This is a genomic window from Mesorhizobium sp. L103C131B0 (assembly GCF_000502275.1).
GTDB lineage: Bacteria > Pseudomonadota > Alphaproteobacteria > Rhizobiales > Rhizobiaceae > Mesorhizobium.
In genome coordinates, this window is sequence record NZ_AYXC01000004.1 from 251330 (window position 1) to 269124 (window position 17795).

Here is a 17795-nt window from a genome sequence, read left to right on the forward strand (position 1 = left end):
GCAGGATCTCCGGAAGTTTGGCGGCAAGGCGGCAATACCAGACATCCTGCATATCGGCTTTTTTGCGGCTCATGAAGCCCCGGCTGCACCGTCTCAGCCATCCAGCCAGACGTTCTGCAGGTCCATCTCGAAGGTCTGGTGGACGCCGTAGTTCTTCACCTTCTTGTTCATGTGGCTGTAGAGCTTCTGCCAGAAGGGTTGAATGATGACGCCGGAATCCTGCAGGATCTGCTCGACATCCTTCATCACCTCACGCCGTTTCTCCACGTCGATCAGCGACAGCGCCTGCTTCAGCTTGGCGTCGAAGTCCGGGTTGGAATAGGCCGATTCATTCCAGGCCTCGCCGGTGCGATAACCAAGCGCCAGCACCTGGACGCCAAGCGGGCGCATGTACCAGATGGTCATCGAATAGGGATACTTCGTCCAGTCGTTCCAGAAGGTCGAGCCCGGCAGCACCGTGCGCTTGACCTTGATGCCGGCGTCGCGCAACTGGCCCGCAATCGCGTCGCCGGTGTTCTTCTGCCAGTCGTCCTCGACGGTGATCAGCTCGTGCTCGAAATCGGCCTGCCCTGCGTCCGCCATCAGTTTCTTGGCGCCGGCCGCGTCGCGCGTCTTCTTGGGCAGCGCGAAATATTCAGGATGGATAGGGCTGACATGGTGGTTTTCACCGACCGTCCCTCGCCCGGCATAGCCGAGTTCCAGCACCGCATTGTTGTCGACCGCCATCTGCAGCGCGTTGCGCACCCGCTGGTCGTCATAGGGCTTGTGGGTAACGTTCGTGCGGGCAACCAGCGTGGTTGCCGTCGCAACCTCGGACTTCTCCAGCCCCATCTTGTCCAGGATGTCGATGAAGTCGGCCGGCGTCTCGAAATTGAGGTCTATCTCGCCGGATTCGAAGGCGTTGATCGAAGCGTTGAAATCCGTGCCGTAGTCGATGAACTCGACGCTGTCGAGCGGCGCTTCGCCGCCCCACCACTTGCCGTTTTCACGACGCTTGACCACCGCCTTCTGGCCGACATCGTAGGAGACCAGTTCGAACGGGCCTGTGCCGATCGGCTTCTTGACCGGGTCGGCGCCTTCGGCGTCGAAATTGCGGTGGACGACGAGCGCGGGATAATCGGTGAGGTTCGGAATCAGCGAAATGTCGGGCGCGCTGAGCGTCAGCTTGATCGTATTGTCGTCGACCTTGGCGATCGCGCCTTCCCTGGCCTTGCCCGACTTTTCGTCGATCAGCCCGCCGACGCGAGCGGCCATGGAGTTGCCGGCGACCTTCTTCTCGCACCAGCGGGTAACATTGAAGACCACGTCATCGGCGTTGAAAGCATCGCCATTGTTCCAGGTGATCCCCTTGCGCACATGCAACGTGTATTCCGTGGCGTCGTCATTGATGTCCCAGCTTTCGAGCAGCACTGGCTCGAAGGTGAATTCCCTGGTGTAGCGGACCAGCGGCTCCAGCCAGCAGCGCGAGATGTTGGCGAGTTCCACCCAGTCATAGGTGCGCGGATCTTTTTGGGCCTTGACCGACATCGATATGTGCAGCGTGCCGCCCTTCTTCGGCTCCTCGGCAAAAGCCTGTCCCGGCGCGGCAAGGCCGATCATGCCGTAGGCCAGCGCCGTCGATGCGCCGAACGCACTTGCCAATGCAAGAAAGTCGCGCCGGTCCATACGGCCAGCACGCGTCTCTTGCGCCATCGCCTCGATGGCCGTTGGCACGCGATCGCCATTGCTTTTGAAAAGTGTCATGTCTTTCTCCCTTGCGGTTCCCATCGGGTCTTCGCCCGTTATCAACTCATTCGTCGTTCTCTTAGCTAACGCTGTCGGGCAGCCTCTCCTCGCGCTGCGCGATAAAGTCCCTGAGGCCCTCGGCAATGCCCTCATCGAGTTTCGGCTCTTCATAGTCGGCCAGCATGTTGCGGGCTTTCTCGCGGCCGCGCGTGTCGTGGTCCTTCGCCCCTCCAGCCTTCCATTGTTCGTAGGAGTTGAAATCCATGATGGTGGGCATGAAGAATGCCGACTCGTAGTGATCGAGCGTGTGCTGGGTGCCGAGGAAATGGCCCTGCGGCCCGACTTCGCGGATCGCCGCCATGGCCTCCTTGAAGTCGTCGAACGACAGGCCGCCGGCATATTTGTACCAGCCGACAAGCTGCTCGCAGTCGGTGGCGAATTTCGAATAGCCGCAGGTGAGCCCGGCCTCGAGCCAGCCGGCGGAGTGCCAGATGTAATTGGCGCCGGCGAGGATGGCGGCATGCATCAGCATGTTGGATTCATAGCCGGCCTGGGCGTCGTTGAGCTTGGAGCCGACATGGAAGCCGGAGGTTCGCCAGGGCAGTTTGTATTTCCGCGCCAACGCGCCCATCAGATACATCATCTGCGCAGCCTCCGGCGTGCCGCCCATCGGCGCGCCGGTCTTCATGTCAACCGTCACCATGAACTGGCCGTAGATCTGGGGCGAACCCGGGCGCAGCAGTTGGGTGAAAGCGACCCCGGCCAATGCTTCGGCATTGACCTGCGCCACCGCGCCGACGGCCGAGGCCGAAGTCGATGCGCCGCACAGCGCAAAGGGCGCCAGGATCAGCGGCTGATTGCTGCGGGCATAGACCTTCATCGCGTCCAGCATGGTGGCGTCCCACACCAGCGGCGAGTTGCAGTTGGTAATCGACACCAGCACCGGATTGTCGCGAACGAAATCTTCGCCAAAGACGATGCCCGCCATCGCCATCGTGTCTTCGGCGCGGTCTTTGGAAGTAACGATGCCCATGAACGGCTTGTCGGAATGCTTCAGCGCCGAATGGATGATGTGGAGATGCCGTTTCGGCACCGCGATCTCCATCGGCTCGCAGATGATCGAACTCGACGAATGCAGCGCCGGGGCCATGTAGGCGAGCTTGTGAAAATTGTTGAGGTCTTCAAGCGTGCCATAACGCCGGTTGTTGTCGAGGTCGCGCACGTAAGGCGCGCCATACATCGGCGCGAAGATGGAGTTCTTGCCGCCGACGCGCACGGTGCGCTCGGGATTACGCGCATTGAGGGTGAATTCGGACGGAACCTTCGCGACCAGTTCCATCAGCAGGCCGCGGTCGATGCGGACGCGTGTCTCGGACACGTCGGCGCCCGCCGCCTTCCACATGGCGATCGCCTCGTCGTCGCGGAACTCGCAACCGACCTCTTCGAGGATGGCGAGTGACTCCTGGTGGATCAGTTCCACCGCCTCGTCCGGGACCATCTGGTAGGTGGGGATCTCGCGGACCAGCGTTGGGAACGAGGTGACGGGGGCGCTCCTCAGCGCCTTGCGTCCGAGGCGACCGCCGCCGCGGCGGTGGGTTTGCTCGGTCAGTTCAGTGGCCGGTGCGTTCATGGAGCCTCCTCATTCCGTCCAACCAAGTTAGCGAGAGGAAATATGGATGTGATGCTGGAAAATCCTGATCTCTTGTATAAGCTCAGCTTATGCGAAGCCTGCGCCACCTCTTGCCCTCGGCCGGCAGCCTGATCGTCTTCGAGGCGGCGGGCCGGCTGTCGAGCTTCACCGCTGCCGGGCGCGAGCTTGGCATGACGCAGGCCGCCGTCTCCTATGCGGTGCGCGGGTTGGAGGAACAGCTTGGCGCCCAGCTGTTCCAGCGCCGCCACCGCCAGGTCGTCCTGACAGAAGCGGGCGAACGCTTCCATGCCGACGTCTCACTCGGCCTGTCGCATATCCGCAAATCGGCGGAGGATCTGCGCCTGCAGGCGACCGGCGGTCATGTCACGCTGGCGGCGTCGACCGCCTTCGGCTCGTTCTGGATGATGCCGCGGCTGCAGCAGTTCCGCGACGAACTGCCGGGCATCGACTTGCGCATCCAGACCGCCGACCGCGATCTCGACATCATCGCCGAGGGCATCCCGCTCGCCGTGCGCGGCGGCGAGCCGCGCGACTGGGCCGACTATCATTCGCTGCCGCTGGCCGACGAGGAGATTTTTCCAGTCGTAGGCGCCAGCTATCTCGCGAAATTCGGCATGCCAAGGAGCGTCGCGGAGCTGGCGACGCATCGCCTGATCCACCTTGAGGAGCCCTACCGCGAGGCGGCTAGCTGGGACGAATGGTTCCAGTCGGCGGGCGGCAGCCTCGACAACACCGCGCGCGGCCTGCGCATCAACGATTACGGCCTCGTGATCCAGGGCGTCATGGAGGGCCAAGGCATCGCGCTCGGCTGGCGGCATCTGGCCGAACGGCTCCTGGCTTCGGGGCTGCTGGTGCCGGTGACCGATCATGTGCTGAGAACCGGCAAGGCGTTCTACGTGGTTTGGCCTAAGAACCGTGAGCTGAGCGAGAATGCGCGGAAAGTCAGGGACTGGCTGGCGGCGCAGGCTTGAAATCGGTTGCAGCGTAGTCACTATCGCGGAGTTCCTTCACACCCCCCTCTGTCCTGCCGGACATCTCCCCCGCAAGGGGGGAGATTGGCAGTTCATATGTCGCGTCACCCTTCAGGCATTGAAGATTGGCGAAAGCCGTCGTGACATCTGATCTCCCTCCTTGCGGGGGAGATGGCCGGCAGGCCAGAGGGGGGTGCTGTCCCGCTGGCGTCTCCAATGTCCGGCATTCATTGAAGCCTTCCGCACACCCTTCGAATCCGCCTATAATACCCCCATGCCCATTCGCCAGCTTTCCGAAACGATGATCAACCAGATCGCCGCCGGCGAAGTCATCGAGCGTCCGGCGAGCGTGGTGAAGGAACTGGTCGAAAACGCGCTCGACGCAGGCGCCTCCCGCGTCGAGGTCGTCACTGCCGGCGGCGGGCTGAACCTGATCCGCGTCACCGATGACGGCTCCGGTATCCCCGAACAGGAACTGGCGCTGGCCATTGCGCGCCACTGCACCTCGAAACTTGCCGACAACATTCACGATATCCGCTCGCTCGGGTTCCGTGGCGAGGCATTGCCGTCAATTGGTTCGGTGTCGCGACTGTCGGTTCGCTCGCGCACGGCTGCAGGCGACGCTGCCGCCGAGATCGCCATCGAAGGCGGCCGCGTTTCGGCGGTCAAACCGGCGGCGGCCAACCGCGGCACCACGGTCGAGGTGCGCGACCTGTTCTTCGCCACGCCGGCCCGGCTCAAATTCATGAAGGGCGAGCGCGCCGAAAGCTCCGCCACCAGCGACGTGCTCAAGCGCATCGCTATCGCCTTCCCCGCCGTGCGCTTTACGCTCGCCGGCTCGGACCGCTCGACGCTGGAATTGCCGGCGACCGACGACACGGCGGAAGGCAGCCTGCGCCGCGTCGCGCAAGTCATGGGCGCCGAGTTTCCCGACAATTCCATCGCTATCGACGCCAGCCGGGACGGCGTGCACCTGACCGGCCACGTCTCGATCCCGTCCTTCACCCGCGCCAACGCGTTGCAGCAATATGCCTATGTCAACGGCCGGCCAGTGCGCGACAAGCTGATTGCCGGCGCGATTCGCGGCGCTTTCGCCGATGTGCTGCCGCGCGACCGGCACGCGGTGACCGTGCTGTTCCTGACGCTCGATCCGGCGACCGTCGACGTCAACGTCCACCCAGCCAAGGCCGATGTGCGCTTTCGCGACCCCGGCCTGGTGCGCGGGCTGATCGTCGGCGCCATTCGCGAGGCGCTGGCCAATGCCGGCATCCGCGCCGCCACCAGCGGGGCCGCCGGGATGGTGGCGGCGTTCCGGCCGGGAGCCGCCTCCTACGCCCATGCGGGTCCTGCCAACGGTCATCGCAGTTATGACGCGGCCTACCGGGCCTCGGGCTTTTCGGGCTTTGACCGCTCGCCACAGCGGCCGCTGGATATGGGATTTGACGGCGCCGGCTTCCGCGAAAACGACCAGGCTGCATTCGACGCCGGTCCGCTCGCCAGCGCCGATGCGCGTGCCGGCTTAGCCGAGCCGGCCGAGACGCTGCTCGGCACCGCGCTGGGCGCCGCCCGCGCGCAGGTCCACGAAAACTATATCGTCGCGCAAACGCGGGATTCTCTGATCATCGTCGACCAGCATGCCGCGCATGAGCGGCTGGTCTATGAGGCGCTGAAGAATGCGCTGCACTTACGCGCGGTGCCCTCGCAGATGCTGCTTTTGCCGGAGATCGTCGACCTGCCGGAAGAAGACGCCGAGCGGCTGGCCATGCATTCGGAGACACTTGCCCGGTTCGGTCTCGGCATCGAGCGCTTCGGCCCCGGTGCGGTGGCGGTGCGCGAGACGCCGTCCATGCTCGGCGAAACCAATGTCCAGCAATTGGTGCGCGACCTTGCCGATGAGATCGCCGACAATGATACAGTCGAGACGCTGAAACAGCGCCTGGACAAGATTGCCGCCACCATGGCCTGCCACGGCTCGGTGCGTTCCGGCCGTCTGCTCAAGGCCGAGGAGATGAACGCGCTGCTGCGCCAGATGGAGGCGACGCCGGGATCCGGCACCTGCAACCACGGCCGCCCGACCTATATCGAGCTGAAGCTTGCCGATATCGAGCGGCTGTTCGGACGGCGGTGAGCACAAGCCAGGTCAGGGCACACGCTCAATTCACCAACAGGCGATAGTCCTTGAATCTATGAGAGAAAACGTAATCCCTTGAGTAGCCGGCGCTACCGCCGCGAAAATTCACGGAGATTGTCTCGAAGCTTCCCCCAACCTGTTTTTGAACATTCATGTAGATGGGAGTCATCAGCATGCCGGCATCGCAATCGTCGTCATCGAAAACGATCTCCTGAACGACCTTCTTTTTCTTCTTGTCGATGACCCGCAGCTTACTCATGCAGACGAGAAAGCCGGCTTTCTCGTAGACCCCGGCAAATCTGTGGGTGGCTGTCTGCGCCCAGAAGGGGATCTCGACGGTGCCGTCAACCTTCGCCTCACCGGTATCGTCGAGGCTTGCGACCTTCTTCAGCACGATCGGGAACTTGTCCAGGCCTCTGTTCCAGGTCCCCGTTGCGCCGCTTTCGCCAAGGTCGAGAGAAAACGGACATCGGGCGGTGTCGACCGGCGTTTTCGATCCAATGACCAGGACCCGGTCGAATTCCTTGTCGTCCGCAATCTCGCAAAGGGAGACGCTGGTACCGGTGATCTTGCCGTACACCGCTATCGGGCTTTGCTTCGCGTCGTAGAAATAGCTTCCTTCGACCGTAATCCCGCTGCCCTGTCATATCTCTGCAGTGACAGATGGACTGGATTAGGCCCGATGGACCCTTCGTAGTTTTCGACCTGGTACCAGCCAGCGAAGGCTTTCCCGGTCAGCAGCAAAACGCAAAAGATTGCCGATATGAACAGTTTTCCCATTCCATCCCCCAGCCAGGCAACTCACCATAACGGTCCTTCCTCCGGGTGTCTGCATGCTGGGGATACGGTTCCCGGTTTGAGTCCGGAAACGGTTCCAACTTTTTGATTTAACGCTTCAAATTCACCACGATCACACCGCCGAGCGCCAGCGCGCCGCCGAGGAGACCGAGCAGTGTCGGCACTTCGCCCAGCCAGAAGAAACCGATCAGGGCAGACATGGGCGAGACCAGATAAAGGAAGTTCGAGGCACGGGCGGCCGGGAGACGCGACAGAGCGGTTGCCCAGGCGGCATAGGCGATCAGGCTGGGCACGATGCCAAGAAAGATCACGGCGCCGATCCCGGCCGTGTTGGCGACCGCTGCCTGCGCAAAGCCGCTTGGCAAAAAGGGCGCCAGGCAAAGTGCGCCAAGGATCATGTTCGAGGCCGAAATGGTCAGCGGGTGATGGCGGGCAAAGAGCGGCTTCTGGACGATCGTGTTGACGGCCGAGCACAGCGCGGAGCCAAGAACCAGCAGCGCGCCGGTGTCGAAACTCAAGCCATTGCCGTCGGCGACCGCAATGATGCCGATGCCGGCGAAAGAAATGGCCGTGCCAAACCAGGCCCACGTTGAGAAACGCTCGCCCAGCAATGCCATTGCCATGATGGCGGTGAAGATCGGGCTGACATTGATGATGAAACCGGCGGCGCCAGCCGACACGGTCAGTTCGCCGTAATTAAGCATGACGGTGTAGAGCGCGACGAAAATGGCGCCGCCAAAGCCGAGGCGCCACACTTCATCGAGCCTCGGCAGTGCCGGGCGCTTGACGGCAAGAAAGATCGCCGCCGGCACCGCGGCAATGGCAAAGCGCAGCGAACCGAGTTCCAGCGGCCCGAAGGCGGCGAGACCCGCACGAATCGCTGGAAAGGCCGATGCCCAGCCGACCACCGTCAGAGCCACGGCGATGGCTGCCGTGGTGTCCATCCGCTGTGTCTGATTCGATGTGCCGGTTACTGCGCTCATCCCACTGTCCTCGCGTTTTTCAGTCATGAACCGCAGAAAGCGCCTTTTCGGCGCCGTTGACAAACGATCAAATCGAGGATCACCTGTGACTATGGATCACAGCTCAGACACAATGGTGCCGCTCGAGACACTGCGTGCTTTCGATGCGGCGGCGCGCACGGGGAGCTTTTCGGCCGCGGCCGAGAAGCTCAACATCACCCATGGCGCCGTCAGCCGGCAGATCGCCAAGCTGGAGGACTGGCTGGGCCTGAAAGTGTTCGACCGCGGGGCCCGCGGCGTCTCGCTGACCATCGAGGGCAACCGCCTGCATCTGCGCACAGCGGAAGCCTTTGCGCTGATCTCCAGCCATTCCGACCGCTGGGTCGAGCCGCGCGGCACCGCCGTGGTGCGGCTTACATCGATACCCTCCGTCAGCGGGCTGTGGCTGATGCCGCGCATGGCGGCGCTGGAGAACAATCCCACCAAGCTGCGCATCGTGCTCGACGTCGACATCCGCCAGGCCGACCTTGCCGATGAAGGCATCGACCTGTCGGTCCGCTGCGGGCGCGGCGGCATTCCGGGCCGGATCTCGGTGAAGCTGTTCGAGGAACATGTCTTTCCCGTCGCCGCGCCTGGCCTTGCCCGCGAGATCGGTCGCGGCGACCCGGCCCGGCTGCTCAAATTTCCACTGATCAACGATTCCGACGCCTCCGGATGGCGTGCCTGGTTTGCCGCGCAAGGCATGGACTACCGCCCGCGCCCGCAGGACCGCCGCTTCGAGGACTATAATCTGGTGCTCGACGCTGCCGCCTATGGGCTCGGCATCGCGCTGGCGCGGCCGCCATTGACCCGACATCAGCTGGAGTCGGGCCGCATCGTTGCCGTCGATGAGCGCACGGCGCTGAACCCGGTGTCGTACTGGCTCGACCGGCCGCTGGGGCGGCCGCGCACGGCTGCCGCCGAGCTTTCGCGCCGCATCGCAATTGAGGCTGGGCTGGCGATGGAAAAGATGGAAGCGTTCCTCGAAGCCGAGCGATAGCGGCGATTGTTCGGTGCTCAGCCAAGCACCAGCAAGGCGAGCCCGACAATGGCGACGGCCAGAAACCCGGCTGCCAGCGCCATCAGGCCGACACGCATCTGCTGCCGGCCTTCGGGCTGGACCGTGTCATTCGACCCAGACATCGCCTGGCCCCGCTTCGCCGCCGCGTCGGTGGCGGAGGCGCGGCGCGGCGGCGAAACCCCCGGTGCGAGAAGCGCAAACCAGGGCAGTCCTGCCGGCTTTGCGGCAGCGCCATCATCGGCCCTGGCCGGCGGCACTGGCAGACCGCGCTGTGCATCGTCGTTGGCTGGCGTCGCCTTGCCTGTCGCAGCCGTTGTCGGCCCGAAATCGTCGGGCGCCGCGTCACCCGGTTCGGCAAGCGCCAGATAGGCCTGCAGGATCTCGGCTGAACCCGTCTGCTGCCCCTTTGCGACGGCTGCGGACAACAGCGCCTGCAGCGCCGGCGCCGCTGCCGGCTGCAAAGGCGCACCGGATGGCGTCGGCGGCTGCACCAGCGCCTTTATAAGTGCTGCTTTCGCCGGATCGGCCTTCGCCGACGGCACCGCTGCCAATATCATGGCCTCGCGCAGCAGCGCAGTCAGGCGGGCGGATGAAATGTCCATGCCGGTCCCATAAGAATGGTTTGGAGCCGACAATAGCGCCTCAGCATTGCGTCAAGCTTGACCTTGCCGGCAATTTATGGCGATGAAATCAGCATGAACTCTGGCACCACCCCATGATGAACCGCTTCGAAGGCCCTGGCGGCAAGGAAGCCCGGATCCGCTATCTCGACGGCGACTTCCAGGTCACCAGCCCCGGCGCATTCGTGCGCTGCGCTGTGACCGGTGAGAGCATTCCGCTGGACGAGCTCAAATATTGGAGCGTCGCCAGGCAGGAGCCCTATGTCAGCGCCGCCGCCTCGCTGCGCCGCGAGATCGAAACGCATCCGGACCTGCGCAGCCGGGGCTAGATCGGCACACCGGAAAGCAAGGCTCACCGTCGATCTGATTTTCCTGGAACGCCTGCAGGACTATGGCTTTGAGGATGCCGGCGCGTTTTCGACCGAAAAGTCGAATTTATGAACAAGCCGATCTCCGACAAGCACTTTGATGGAATACGGCCCGATCGGATCACCCTCGGCCATGCACCACCCATGCGAGATCCATCCGTCCTGCGGTTTGTAGAACATGGTGGTCTCGGAGACCCTTCGATCGCCCGATAGCTTGCTCAAGCTGTATTCGTTTCCGTCGATACCACCCCACTGCCTGGGCTCCGCGGGAAGCGCGAACACCTCGGTGACCGATACCAGTCTGTCGCCTTGCGCCAGACGTACGCGCCATTCAAAGCAGGCGCTATCGGGGATAAGCGGTACAATGTTTGAGGGCCGAACGTGGGTAGCACCGTCCGCTTCGGTGACCGAGACCAGAAATTCGCTGTCGGTCGCGGTGGGTGCCTGCGCCGAAGATGGGTTCGCCATCGCCACAAGAACAAAGCCCACAAAGAGTGCCCGCAACCTAACCATTCCACCCCCCGCGCTGAAGCCGGTCTGACTTATAATTGTGATAAGCGGCGAGAAATATCCTGTGTCAACGCGGGAGCGCCCTACCCTCGCAGCCGGCGCTGTCTCCAGGCATCCAGCGTCTCATCGATGATCCGCTCCGGCACATTGTCGAGCTCGAACGTGGCGTCTATCTCCAGCACGTCGAGTTGACCAAGGAATTCAGCCGAGGCTGCGCCATGGCGCAGCCGGGCTGCGTCCTTGGCGGTGGTCACGAGGCCCAGTCCCTCACGGCGCGCGGTTGCCGCCAGTTCGGCGAGTTCGTCGGGGGCATAAAAATGATGGTCCGGAAACGACCGGCTCAGCGCCACTTCCGCGCCCGTGCCGCGCAGCGTCTCGAAGAATTTTTCGGGATGGCCGATGCCGGCAAAGGCGAGGAACCGCCGGCCGGCGAACCGCTCCTTGCCGCCCGGTTCAGCNTTTTTCGGGATGGCCGATGCCGGCAAAGGCGAGGAACCGCCGGCCGGCGAACCGCTCCTTGCCGCCCGGTTCAGCATGCGCCTCGAAGATCGGCCGGCCGGCGCGCGCCGCCTGGCGCACGACCTGGTCGGCGGCGGTGCCCTCGCCCATCTTCAACAGCCCATCGGTGAACACCAGTTGGTCGACGACGTTGGCGCGCAGCGGCCCACCCGGAATGACGCGGCCATTGCCGATGCCGTAGCGGGCGTCGACGACGACCAGCGCATAATCAATATGGATGCGCGCGCTCTGAAAACCGTCATCCATGATCAGGAAATCGCAGCCATGGGCTTCCATGAGCAGCTTGGCGCCGGCGGCGCGGTTCGGGCTTACCGCAACCGGCGCATGCTCGGCCAGAAGCAGCGGCTCGTCGCCGACATGCTTGGCGGCGTCGTGACTGGCATCGACGACATGCGGCTGCGCAAACGAGCCGCCATGGCCGCGCGACAGGAATCCGGGATTGAGCTGCATGCGCCTGGCCTGCTTGGCCAGCGCGATGGCGACCGGCGTCTTGCCGCTGCCGCCGACGGTGAAGTTGCCGACGCAAAGCACTGGCGCGTCGATCTTTTCACGTACCGCCCGATGCATGCGGCGGCCGGCGACGATGCCATAGACGGCTGATAGCGGCGACAGCGCAAAGACCCGCCAGTCCGGCGCTTCCCACCAGAAAGGTGGTGCTTCCGACGCCACCTATCGCCCGTCGGCGCCCTTCAGGCGCGACTTGACGATCAGTGGCTGGATATAAGGCTCGAGCGACTTCAGCGTGTGCGCCAGCGCACCGCGCATCTGGTCGACTGTGGCGGCACCGGCCGCCATCATCTCGTGGCGCGCAACTTCATTGCTCAGCAGGAAATTGACGGCGCCGGCCAGCATGTCGCGGTCGCGCACCAGCTTGGCGCCGCCGCTGTCGAGCAGGCGCTGATAGGCCTCGCGAAAATTCTGGACGTTGCGGCCGGCCAGCACAGCGGTGTCGAGCATGGCCGGCTCCAGCGGATTCTGGCCGCCTTCCGAGGTCAGCGAGCGGCCGACAAAGGCGATTTCCGTCAGCCGGAGATAAAGCCCCATCTCGCCGATCGTATCGCCGAGCAGGATATCGCTGTCGGCGGTGATCCGGTCGCCCTTGCTGCGCCGCGCCAGCTTCAGGCCCATGCCGGAAATCTGTGCGGCCAGCGCTTCGGCGCGGTCGGGATGGCGCGGGACGATGATCGTCAGCAGGCCATGGTGGCGCTTGTAGAGCGTGGCGTGGACTTCCGCCGCGACCACCTCCTCGCCGTCATGGGTCGAAATTGCCGCCCAGGTCGGGCGGCCGGCGATCTGGCGCTTCAGCGTCGCCAGCGCCCGTTCGTCGACGGGCGGCGGCAAGGTGTCGACCTTGAGGTTGCCGGACACGGTGACCGGCCGGGCGCCAAGCGCGCGAAACCGTTCGCCGTCGACATCCGACTGGGCAACGACATGTGCAAGGTTCTCGAACAGCGCCTCGGCGATGTTGGCGCGCTTCTTCCAGGATTTGAACGAACGGTCGGAGAGCCGGCCGTTGACCAGCACCTGCGGCACGTGGCGGGCGCCGAGCTCGAGGATCGTCATCGGCCATATCTCGGATTCGGCGATGATAGCCAGGTCCGGCCGCCAGTGATCGAGAAAGCGGCTGACGGCCGGCTTGAGGTCGAGCGGAACATATTGGTGGATGATGCGGTCGCCCAGCCGTTCGTCGGCAACCTGCGCCGAGGTCACTGTTCCCGTCGTCAGCACGATGTTGACACCGTAGTCGAGGATGCTTTGCACCAGCGGCACGACCGCAAGGGTCTCGCCGACGCTTGCCGCATGGATCCAGATCACCGGCCCTTCGGGGCGCGGCCGCCCGGCAACGCCGTAGCGCTCACGGCTGCGGCTGCGGTCTTCCTTGCCCTGCGATGTGCGCCAGGCGACATAGGGACCCATCAGCGGATAGGCGGCTGCACCGGCAAGGCGGTAGGCCGCCAGGAAGGCGCGCGCCCAGCCGACGCTCATGGCCTGCCGTCCACGAGCCGATAGGCCTCGGCGGTTGCGGCATTGAGCGCGGCCGTGACTTCCTGGCGCTTGCGCTCCATTTCGGCCTCGTCGGCATTGGCCGGCACGAAAACCGGCGTTCCGATGACGATCGAGGAGCGGCCGAACGGCAGGTTGATGGTGGTCTTGTCCCAGCTCCTTTCCAGCACCTTGCGGCGGCTGGTGGCGATGGCGGCAGGCATGATCGGCCGGCCGGAAAGGCGTGCCAGCAGAACGATACCAAGCCCCGCGTCGCGCGGCGTGCCGTGGGGAATGTCGGCGATCATGGCGACGTTCTTGCCGGCCACGAGTGACTTTTTCAGGGCGATGAGCGCCTTGGCGCCGCCCTTGTCGAGATGCTTCGTGCTTTCACGCCCGCCGGAGCCGCGCACCGCCTCGATGCCGAATTTTTCGATCATCAGCGCGTTGAGTTCGGCGTCGGCGCTGCGCGAGACCATGGCGACCAGCGGCCGTCCCTTGGGATAATAGGCTGGGGTCAGCAGATGCTGGCCATGCCAGAGCGCGATGATGCCGGGTTCGAATTCGGCGTAGTCGCCGCCTGAAAATTTAGCCGAGCCTTCGACCACGCGGTTGGTCAGGCGCACCAGGCGGACGAACTGGGCGAGCAGGCTGACGATCATGCTCTTGACGATTCGCGACTGCGCCAACGGCTCGCGGATCTTGCGCCAGAATGTCTTCGAACTGCCGCCGCGTCTTCTTCGGACCGCGGCGCCGGTGGGCTGCCCTTTCACCGCTTCATGCTCCATCGCTGTCAACCGGCGGCCTTGCTTTCAGGGTCGAGCAGCCGGTGCAGATGGACGACGAAATAGCGCATATGGGCATTGTCCACGCTGGCTTGCGCCTTTGCCTTCCACGCGGTGTGCGCGGTTTGATAGTCCGGATAAACGCCAACGATGTCGAGCGCGTCGAGATCGCGGAACTCGGTGCCTCCCAGCTTCTTCAGCTCGCCGCCGAACACCAGGTGCAAAAGCTGTTTCTTTCCGTCTTCCGCGGCCATTTCGGTCCTTCACATATTGTGAGTTTGCGACAGGTCTAGCCCAAAGCTGCCGACTTTGGAACCTTCGATCACGCTTCCGTATCGGCAATGACGCCGGCAAGCACGGTCAGCAACTGGCCGCTGCCGGCGACCAGCGCGCCGTGACGGATGATCTCCCCGGCATAAAGCGGCGCGCGGCCATGGCCGTCGAGCACGGCGCCGCCAGCCTCGCGCAAGATGAGATCGGCGGCGGCGATATCCCAGTCATGCGCGTTGGGCTTGACGAAGGTTGCGTCGAGCGTGCCGTTGGCGACCATCGCCAGCCGGTAGGCGAGAGAGGGAATGTGCGCCGCCCGCCGCACCCGGCCCTGCCATTGCGCCGGCATCAGGTCGATCAACTGCTTCAGCCCGCCGATCTCGACCGTCTTGCCCAGGCCGCGCACGGCAATCGGCTTGCCGTTGCGGAAAGCTCCATGGCCAGGCAGCGCCCAATAGGTTTCGCCCTTGGCCGGACATTCGAGCACACCGGTGAGCGTGCGGCCATTCTCGACCACCGCGACGCTGACGCACCACGAGCGCAGACCTTCGAGGAAGCCGCGGGTGCCGTCTATGGGGTCGACGACAAAGGTGCGCCGCGCCAGAAGCCGCGCCGGATCGTCAGTCGTTTCCTCCGACAGCCAGCCATAGTCCGGCCGGGCCGCCAGCAGGGTATCGCGCAGATAGGCGTCCGCCGCGTGGTCGGCTTCGCTGACCGGCGAGGTGCCGCCCTTCATCCACACTTGCGGGTTGTTGCCGAAATAGCGCATGGCGATCGCGCCCGCCTCGCGGGCGGCGTCGCGCAGCAGATCGAGGTCTTCCGAGGCCCCGGCCGATATGACCGGGTCACGCTCCGGCAAGGGTCATTCCTTCGATCAGCAGCGTCGGTGCGGCAGTGCCGAAATCGCGGTCAAGATCGCTCGCCGGAACCATGTTGAGGAACATCGTCTTCAAATTCGAGGCGATGGTCACCTCGGCCACCGGATAGGCAAGCTCACCATTGTCGATCCAGAAGCCGGATGCGCCACGGCTGTATTCGCCGGTCACCATGTCGACGCCCTGGCCGAACACTTCAGTGACATAAAAGCCGGATTTTAGCGACCTGATCAGGTCTTCCGGCGTCCTGGCGCCCGGCTCGATGGCGAGATTGGTCGAAGACGGCGATACCGACGAGCCGCTGCGCGCGCCGCGTCCGTTGGTGGTCAGCCCCAATTCCCGCGCGGCGGACGTCGACAGGAACCAGTGCTTCAGCACGCCGTTCTCGACCATCAACAGCTTTTCGCCCTCGACGCCTTCGCCGTCGAACGGGCGCGAGGCCTGACCGCGACGCCGCAGCGGTTCGTCGGTGACGGTGATGGCAGCCGACGCAACCTGCTTGCCCATCATCTCGCGCAAAAAACTGGTCTTGCGCGCCACCGAAGCGCCGTTGATGGCGCCGGCGAGATGGCCGGCAATGCCGCGCGCGACGCGCGGATCGAACACCACGTTGACCGGACCGGTCGCCGCCTTGCGGGCGCCGAGGCGGCGCACGGCGCGCTCGCCGGCCTTGCGGCCGATCAGCTCCGGCGCGTCGAGATCGGAAAAATGCTGGTTCGAGGAGTATTCGTAGTCGCGCTCCATGCCGGTGCCCTCACCCGCAATCACGCTGGCCGAACGCGAAAAGCGCGACGCGACATAGTGGCCGACGAAGCCGTCCGACGTGGCAAGCACCAGCCCGCCGAGGCCTGCGCTGGCGCCGCTGCCGGCCGAATTGGTGACACCCTTGACTGCAAGGGCCGCTTCCTCGGCGGCAAGGGCCGCTTCCTTCAACTGATCGGCCGAAACCTCGGTGGCGTCGAACAGATCGAGGTCGCGCACCTTGCCAACCAGCAAAGCCGGATCGGCGAGACCCTGATAGGGGTCCTCGGGCGAGACTTTGGCCATGGCCACGGCGCGCTCAGCCAGCGCCTTGGGGTCCGATGCCGCCGTCGCCGAGACGCTCGCCACCCGGTTGCCGACGAAGACGCGCAGCGAGACATCGTCGCCCTCGGACGCTTCGGTGTTCTCGACCTTTCCCAGCCGCACCGACACGCCGATCGAACGGCCGCGCACGGCAACCGCGTCGGCGGCGTCGGCGCCGGCCCGCTTGGCAGCCTCGACCAGTGCCGCGACGCGGTCGGTCAATTTCGCTGCCTCTGATGTATCGGTCATGCGCGTGGTCCTGGCTGAAGCCGCGCCGGGCGGTAGCGGCTGTTGCACCATCTATTGTCCCAATGCGGCTTGTGCAATGGCGCACGGACAATTGTCCCGCTGCGGCATAGCGCCCGAGCGGAGCGCGAAAGCTATCCGCGGCGGCGGCCGCCAGAGACGCGCGGCTTGACCGGTTTGTGAGTTTAACCGAGGCCGATTTCCGTCAAGGAGTGGCGGCCGGCGTCCAGATCACGTCATCGATCCTCGTCGCGCCCGTTGCCAGCATCACCAGCCGGTCGAAGCCGAGCGCCGAGCCGCTGGCTTGCGGCATGATGGCGAGGGCGGCGAGAAAATCCTCATCCAGCGGATAGCGCTCGCCATAGACGCGCTCCTTCTCGTCCATCTCGGCGGCAAAGCGCCGGCGCTGCTCGGCCGGATCGGTCAGTTCGCCAAAAGCATTGGCGAGCTCGACGCCGCAGCAATAGAGCTCGAAGCGCTCGGCCACGCGCTGGTCCTCCGCGCTCGGCCGGGCGAGCGCCGCTTCCGAGATCGGATAGCCGTACAAGATGGTGGCCCGCCCCTGCCCCAGCACCGGTTCGACCTTCTCGACCATTACCCGGCTGAACAAATCGGCCCAGTTGTCATCGCCGGCCGTGCGCAGGCCGGCCTTGACCAGAGCATCATGGAGTGCGGCGCGGTCTGTGCCGCCATCGGCAGAAACGGTGGCAAGAAGATCGATGCCGGCGTAACGCGCAAAAGCTTCCGCCACGCTCACGCGTTCCGGCTCGGCGAACGGATCGGCCTCGCGGCCGCGAAAGCGGAAGGTTTTGGCGCCGGCCCGCTCGGCTGCCAGCTTCAGCAGTTCGGCGCAATCGGCCATCAGGCTGTCATAGGTTTCGCCGACCCGATACCATTCCAGCATGGTGAATTCGGGATGGTGCAAGGGGCCGCGCTCGCGGTTGCGCCAGACGGCGCCCAGGCTGAAGATGCGCCGCTCACCGGCGGCCAGCAGCTTCTTGCAGGCGAACTCCGGCGAGGTGTGGAGATAAAGCGGCCGGCGCGCGCCGTCGGCGCCGATCGCCTCGGTGGCGAAGGCTGAGAGATGCGCCTCGTTGCCGGGCGAAATCTGCAATGCCGCCGTCTCGACCTCGATGAAGTCCCGCTCGCCAAACCAGCCGCGCATTGCGGCAGCTATGGCGTTGCGGGCCATCAGCCGCGGCCGGCGGTCGGCGTGAACATCCGGCGTCCACCAGGGCGAAGCGCCAGTCATGGGT

16 protein-coding genes and 1 pseudogene are annotated in these 17795 nt (G+C 64.6%); 4 read left to right on the top strand and 13 right to left on the bottom strand.

Annotated features, from left to right (window positions below):
- Positions 1-93: 93 nt before the first annotated feature.
- Together X730_RS153865 and X730_RS153860 are read right to left on the bottom strand one after the other, a co-directional pair.
- Positions 94-1743, bottom strand: a complete 1650-nt coding sequence (locus tag X730_RS153865; RefSeq protein ID WP_023753733.1) for an ABC transporter substrate-binding protein — start codon at positions 1741-1743, stop codon at positions 94-96.
- A 61-nt stretch (positions 1744-1804) separates the two neighbouring features.
- Positions 1805-3355, bottom strand: a complete 1551-nt coding sequence (locus X730_RS153860) for a trimethylamine methyltransferase family protein (protein ID WP_023753734.1) — start codon at positions 3353-3355, stop codon at positions 1805-1807.
- An 89-nt stretch (positions 3356-3444) separates the two neighbouring features.
- On the opposite strand from X730_RS153860, the gene X730_RS153855 reads away from it, so the two are divergent.
- Positions 3445-4347, top strand: a complete 903-nt coding sequence (locus X730_RS153855; RefSeq protein ID WP_023682936.1) for a LysR substrate-binding domain-containing protein — start codon at positions 3445-3447, stop codon at positions 4345-4347.
- A gap of 274 nt (positions 4348-4621) precedes the next feature.
- Positions 4622-6475 carry a DNA mismatch repair endonuclease MutL gene (gene mutL / locus X730_RS153850; protein ID WP_023826122.1) on the top strand — a complete coding sequence of 618 codons (1854 nt, stop codon included), beginning with the start codon at positions 4622-4624 and terminating at the stop codon, positions 6473-6475.
- Positions 6476-6500: 25 nt separating this feature from the next.
- On the opposite strand, the gene X730_RS01000000164345 is transcribed toward mutL, so the two are convergent.
- Both X730_RS01000000164345 and X730_RS153845 read right to left on the bottom strand, forming a co-directional pair.
- Positions 6501-7058 carry a hypothetical protein gene (locus X730_RS01000000164345; protein WP_023689599.1) on the bottom strand — a complete coding sequence of 186 codons (558 nt, stop codon included), beginning with the start codon at positions 7056-7058 and terminating at the stop codon, positions 6501-6503.
- A 307-nt stretch (positions 7059-7365) separates the two neighbouring features.
- On the bottom strand, positions 7366-8259 hold the full coding sequence (locus X730_RS153845) for a DMT family transporter (RefSeq protein WP_023734232.1): 894 nt from the start codon (positions 8257-8259) through the stop codon (positions 7366-7368).
- 91 nt (positions 8260-8350) lie between these two features.
- On the opposite strand from X730_RS153845, the gene X730_RS153840 reads away from it, so the two are divergent.
- The gene (locus tag X730_RS153840) at positions 8351-9277 is read left to right on the top strand and encodes a LysR substrate-binding domain-containing protein (protein WP_023826123.1); all 927 of its coding nucleotides are present in this window, start codon (positions 8351-8353) and stop codon (positions 9275-9277) included.
- Between the two features lie 17 nt (positions 9278-9294).
- On the opposite strand, the gene X730_RS153835 is transcribed toward X730_RS153840, so the two are convergent.
- Entirely contained in the window at positions 9295-9900 is a 606-nt protein-coding gene (locus X730_RS153835) for a hypothetical protein (protein ID WP_023671581.1), read from the bottom strand.
- A gap of 113 nt (positions 9901-10013) precedes the next feature.
- On the opposite strand from X730_RS153835, the gene X730_RS153830 reads away from it, so the two are divergent.
- Positions 10014-10247, top strand: a complete 234-nt coding sequence (locus tag X730_RS153830) for a DUF2093 domain-containing protein (RefSeq protein ID WP_023671580.1) — start codon at positions 10014-10016, stop codon at positions 10245-10247.
- Between the two features lie 60 nt (positions 10248-10307).
- Here the strand turns inward: X730_RS153830 and X730_RS153825 are convergent, their stop codons facing one another.
- From X730_RS153825 to epmA, 8 genes and pseudogenes are all read right to left on the bottom strand, one after another.
- Entirely contained in the window at positions 10308-10790 is a 483-nt protein-coding gene (locus tag X730_RS153825; RefSeq protein WP_155922435.1) for a hypothetical protein, read from the bottom strand.
- Between the two features lie 89 nt (positions 10791-10879).
- Positions 10880-11984 (bottom strand): annotated as a pseudogene (gene lpxK / locus X730_RS01000000164350) (tetraacyldisaccharide 4'-kinase).
- Positions 11985-13301 carry a lipid IV(A) 3-deoxy-D-manno-octulosonic acid transferase gene (waaA, locus tag X730_RS153820; protein ID WP_023689593.1) on the bottom strand — a complete coding sequence of 439 codons (1317 nt, stop codon included), beginning with the start codon at positions 13299-13301 and terminating at the stop codon, positions 11985-11987.
- Positions 13298-14086 (bottom strand): lysophospholipid acyltransferase family protein, encoded by a 789-nt coding sequence (locus X730_RS153815; RefSeq protein WP_023682942.1) that lies wholly within the window; start codon positions 14084-14086, stop codon positions 13298-13300. Before X730_RS153815 ends, waaA begins: the two co-directional genes overlap by 4 nt.
- Positions 14087-14091: 5 nt before the next feature.
- Positions 14092-14337, bottom strand: a complete 246-nt coding sequence (locus tag X730_RS153810; RefSeq protein WP_023682943.1) for a DUF4170 domain-containing protein — start codon at positions 14335-14337, stop codon at positions 14092-14094.
- 68 nt (positions 14338-14405) lie between these two features.
- Positions 14406-15212: a 3'(2'),5'-bisphosphate nucleotidase CysQ gene (locus tag X730_RS153805; protein ID WP_023826124.1), complete on the bottom strand. Its 807-nt coding sequence runs from the start codon at positions 15210-15212 to the stop codon at positions 14406-14408.
- Positions 15199-16542, bottom strand: coding sequence for a TldD/PmbA family protein (locus tag X730_RS153800; protein ID WP_023826125.1), 1344 nt, complete (start codon positions 16540-16542; stop codon positions 15199-15201). Before X730_RS153800 ends, X730_RS153805 begins: the two co-directional genes overlap by 14 nt.
- A 202-nt stretch (positions 16543-16744) precedes the next feature.
- Positions 16745-17791 (bottom strand): EF-P lysine aminoacylase EpmA, encoded by a 1047-nt coding sequence (gene epmA / locus X730_RS153795; protein ID WP_023671572.1) that lies wholly within the window; start codon positions 17789-17791, stop codon positions 16745-16747.
- Positions 17792-17795: the final 4 nt, after the last annotated feature.

Coding starts and splice junctions, on each gene's coding strand:
- epmA (WP_023671572.1), bottom strand. CDS start 17,791: ATGACTGGCGCTTCGCCCTGGTGGACGCCGGATGTTCACGCCGACCGC.
- X730_RS153860 (WP_023753734.1), bottom strand. CDS start 3,355: ATGAACGCACCGGCCACTGAACTGACCGAGCAAACCCACCGCCGCGGC.
- X730_RS153855 (WP_023682936.1), top strand. CDS start 3,445: ATGCGAAGCCTGCGCCACCTCTTGCCCTCGGCCGGCAGCCTGATCGTC.
- X730_RS153800 (WP_023826125.1), bottom strand. CDS start 16,542: ATGACCGATACATCAGAGGCAGCGAAATTGACCGACCGCGTCGCGGCA.
- mutL (WP_023826122.1), top strand. CDS start 4,622: ATGCCCATTCGCCAGCTTTCCGAAACGATGATCAACCAGATCGCCGCC.
- waaA (WP_023689593.1), bottom strand. CDS start 13,301: ATGAGCGTCGGCTGGGCGCGCGCCTTCCTGGCGGCCTACCGCCTTGCC.
- X730_RS153830 (WP_023671580.1), top strand. CDS start 10,014: ATGATGAACCGCTTCGAAGGCCCTGGCGGCAAGGAAGCCCGGATCCGC.
- X730_RS153845 (WP_023734232.1), bottom strand. CDS start 8,259: ATGAGCGCAGTAACCGGCACATCGAATCAGACACAGCGGATGGACACC.
- X730_RS153815 (WP_023682942.1), bottom strand. CDS start 14,086: ATGGAGCATGAAGCGGTGAAAGGGCAGCCCACCGGCGCCGCGGTCCGA.
- X730_RS153840 (WP_023826123.1), top strand. CDS start 8,351: ATGGATCACAGCTCAGACACAATGGTGCCGCTCGAGACACTGCGTGCT.
- X730_RS153865 (WP_023753733.1), bottom strand. CDS start 1,743: ATGACACTTTTCAAAAGCAATGGCGATCGCGTGCCAACGGCCATCGAG.
- X730_RS153835 (WP_023671581.1), bottom strand. CDS start 9,900: ATGGACATTTCATCCGCCCGCCTGACTGCGCTGCTGCGCGAGGCCATG.
- X730_RS153810 (WP_023682943.1), bottom strand. CDS start 14,337: ATGGCCGCGGAAGACGGAAAGAAACAGCTTTTGCACCTGGTGTTCGGC.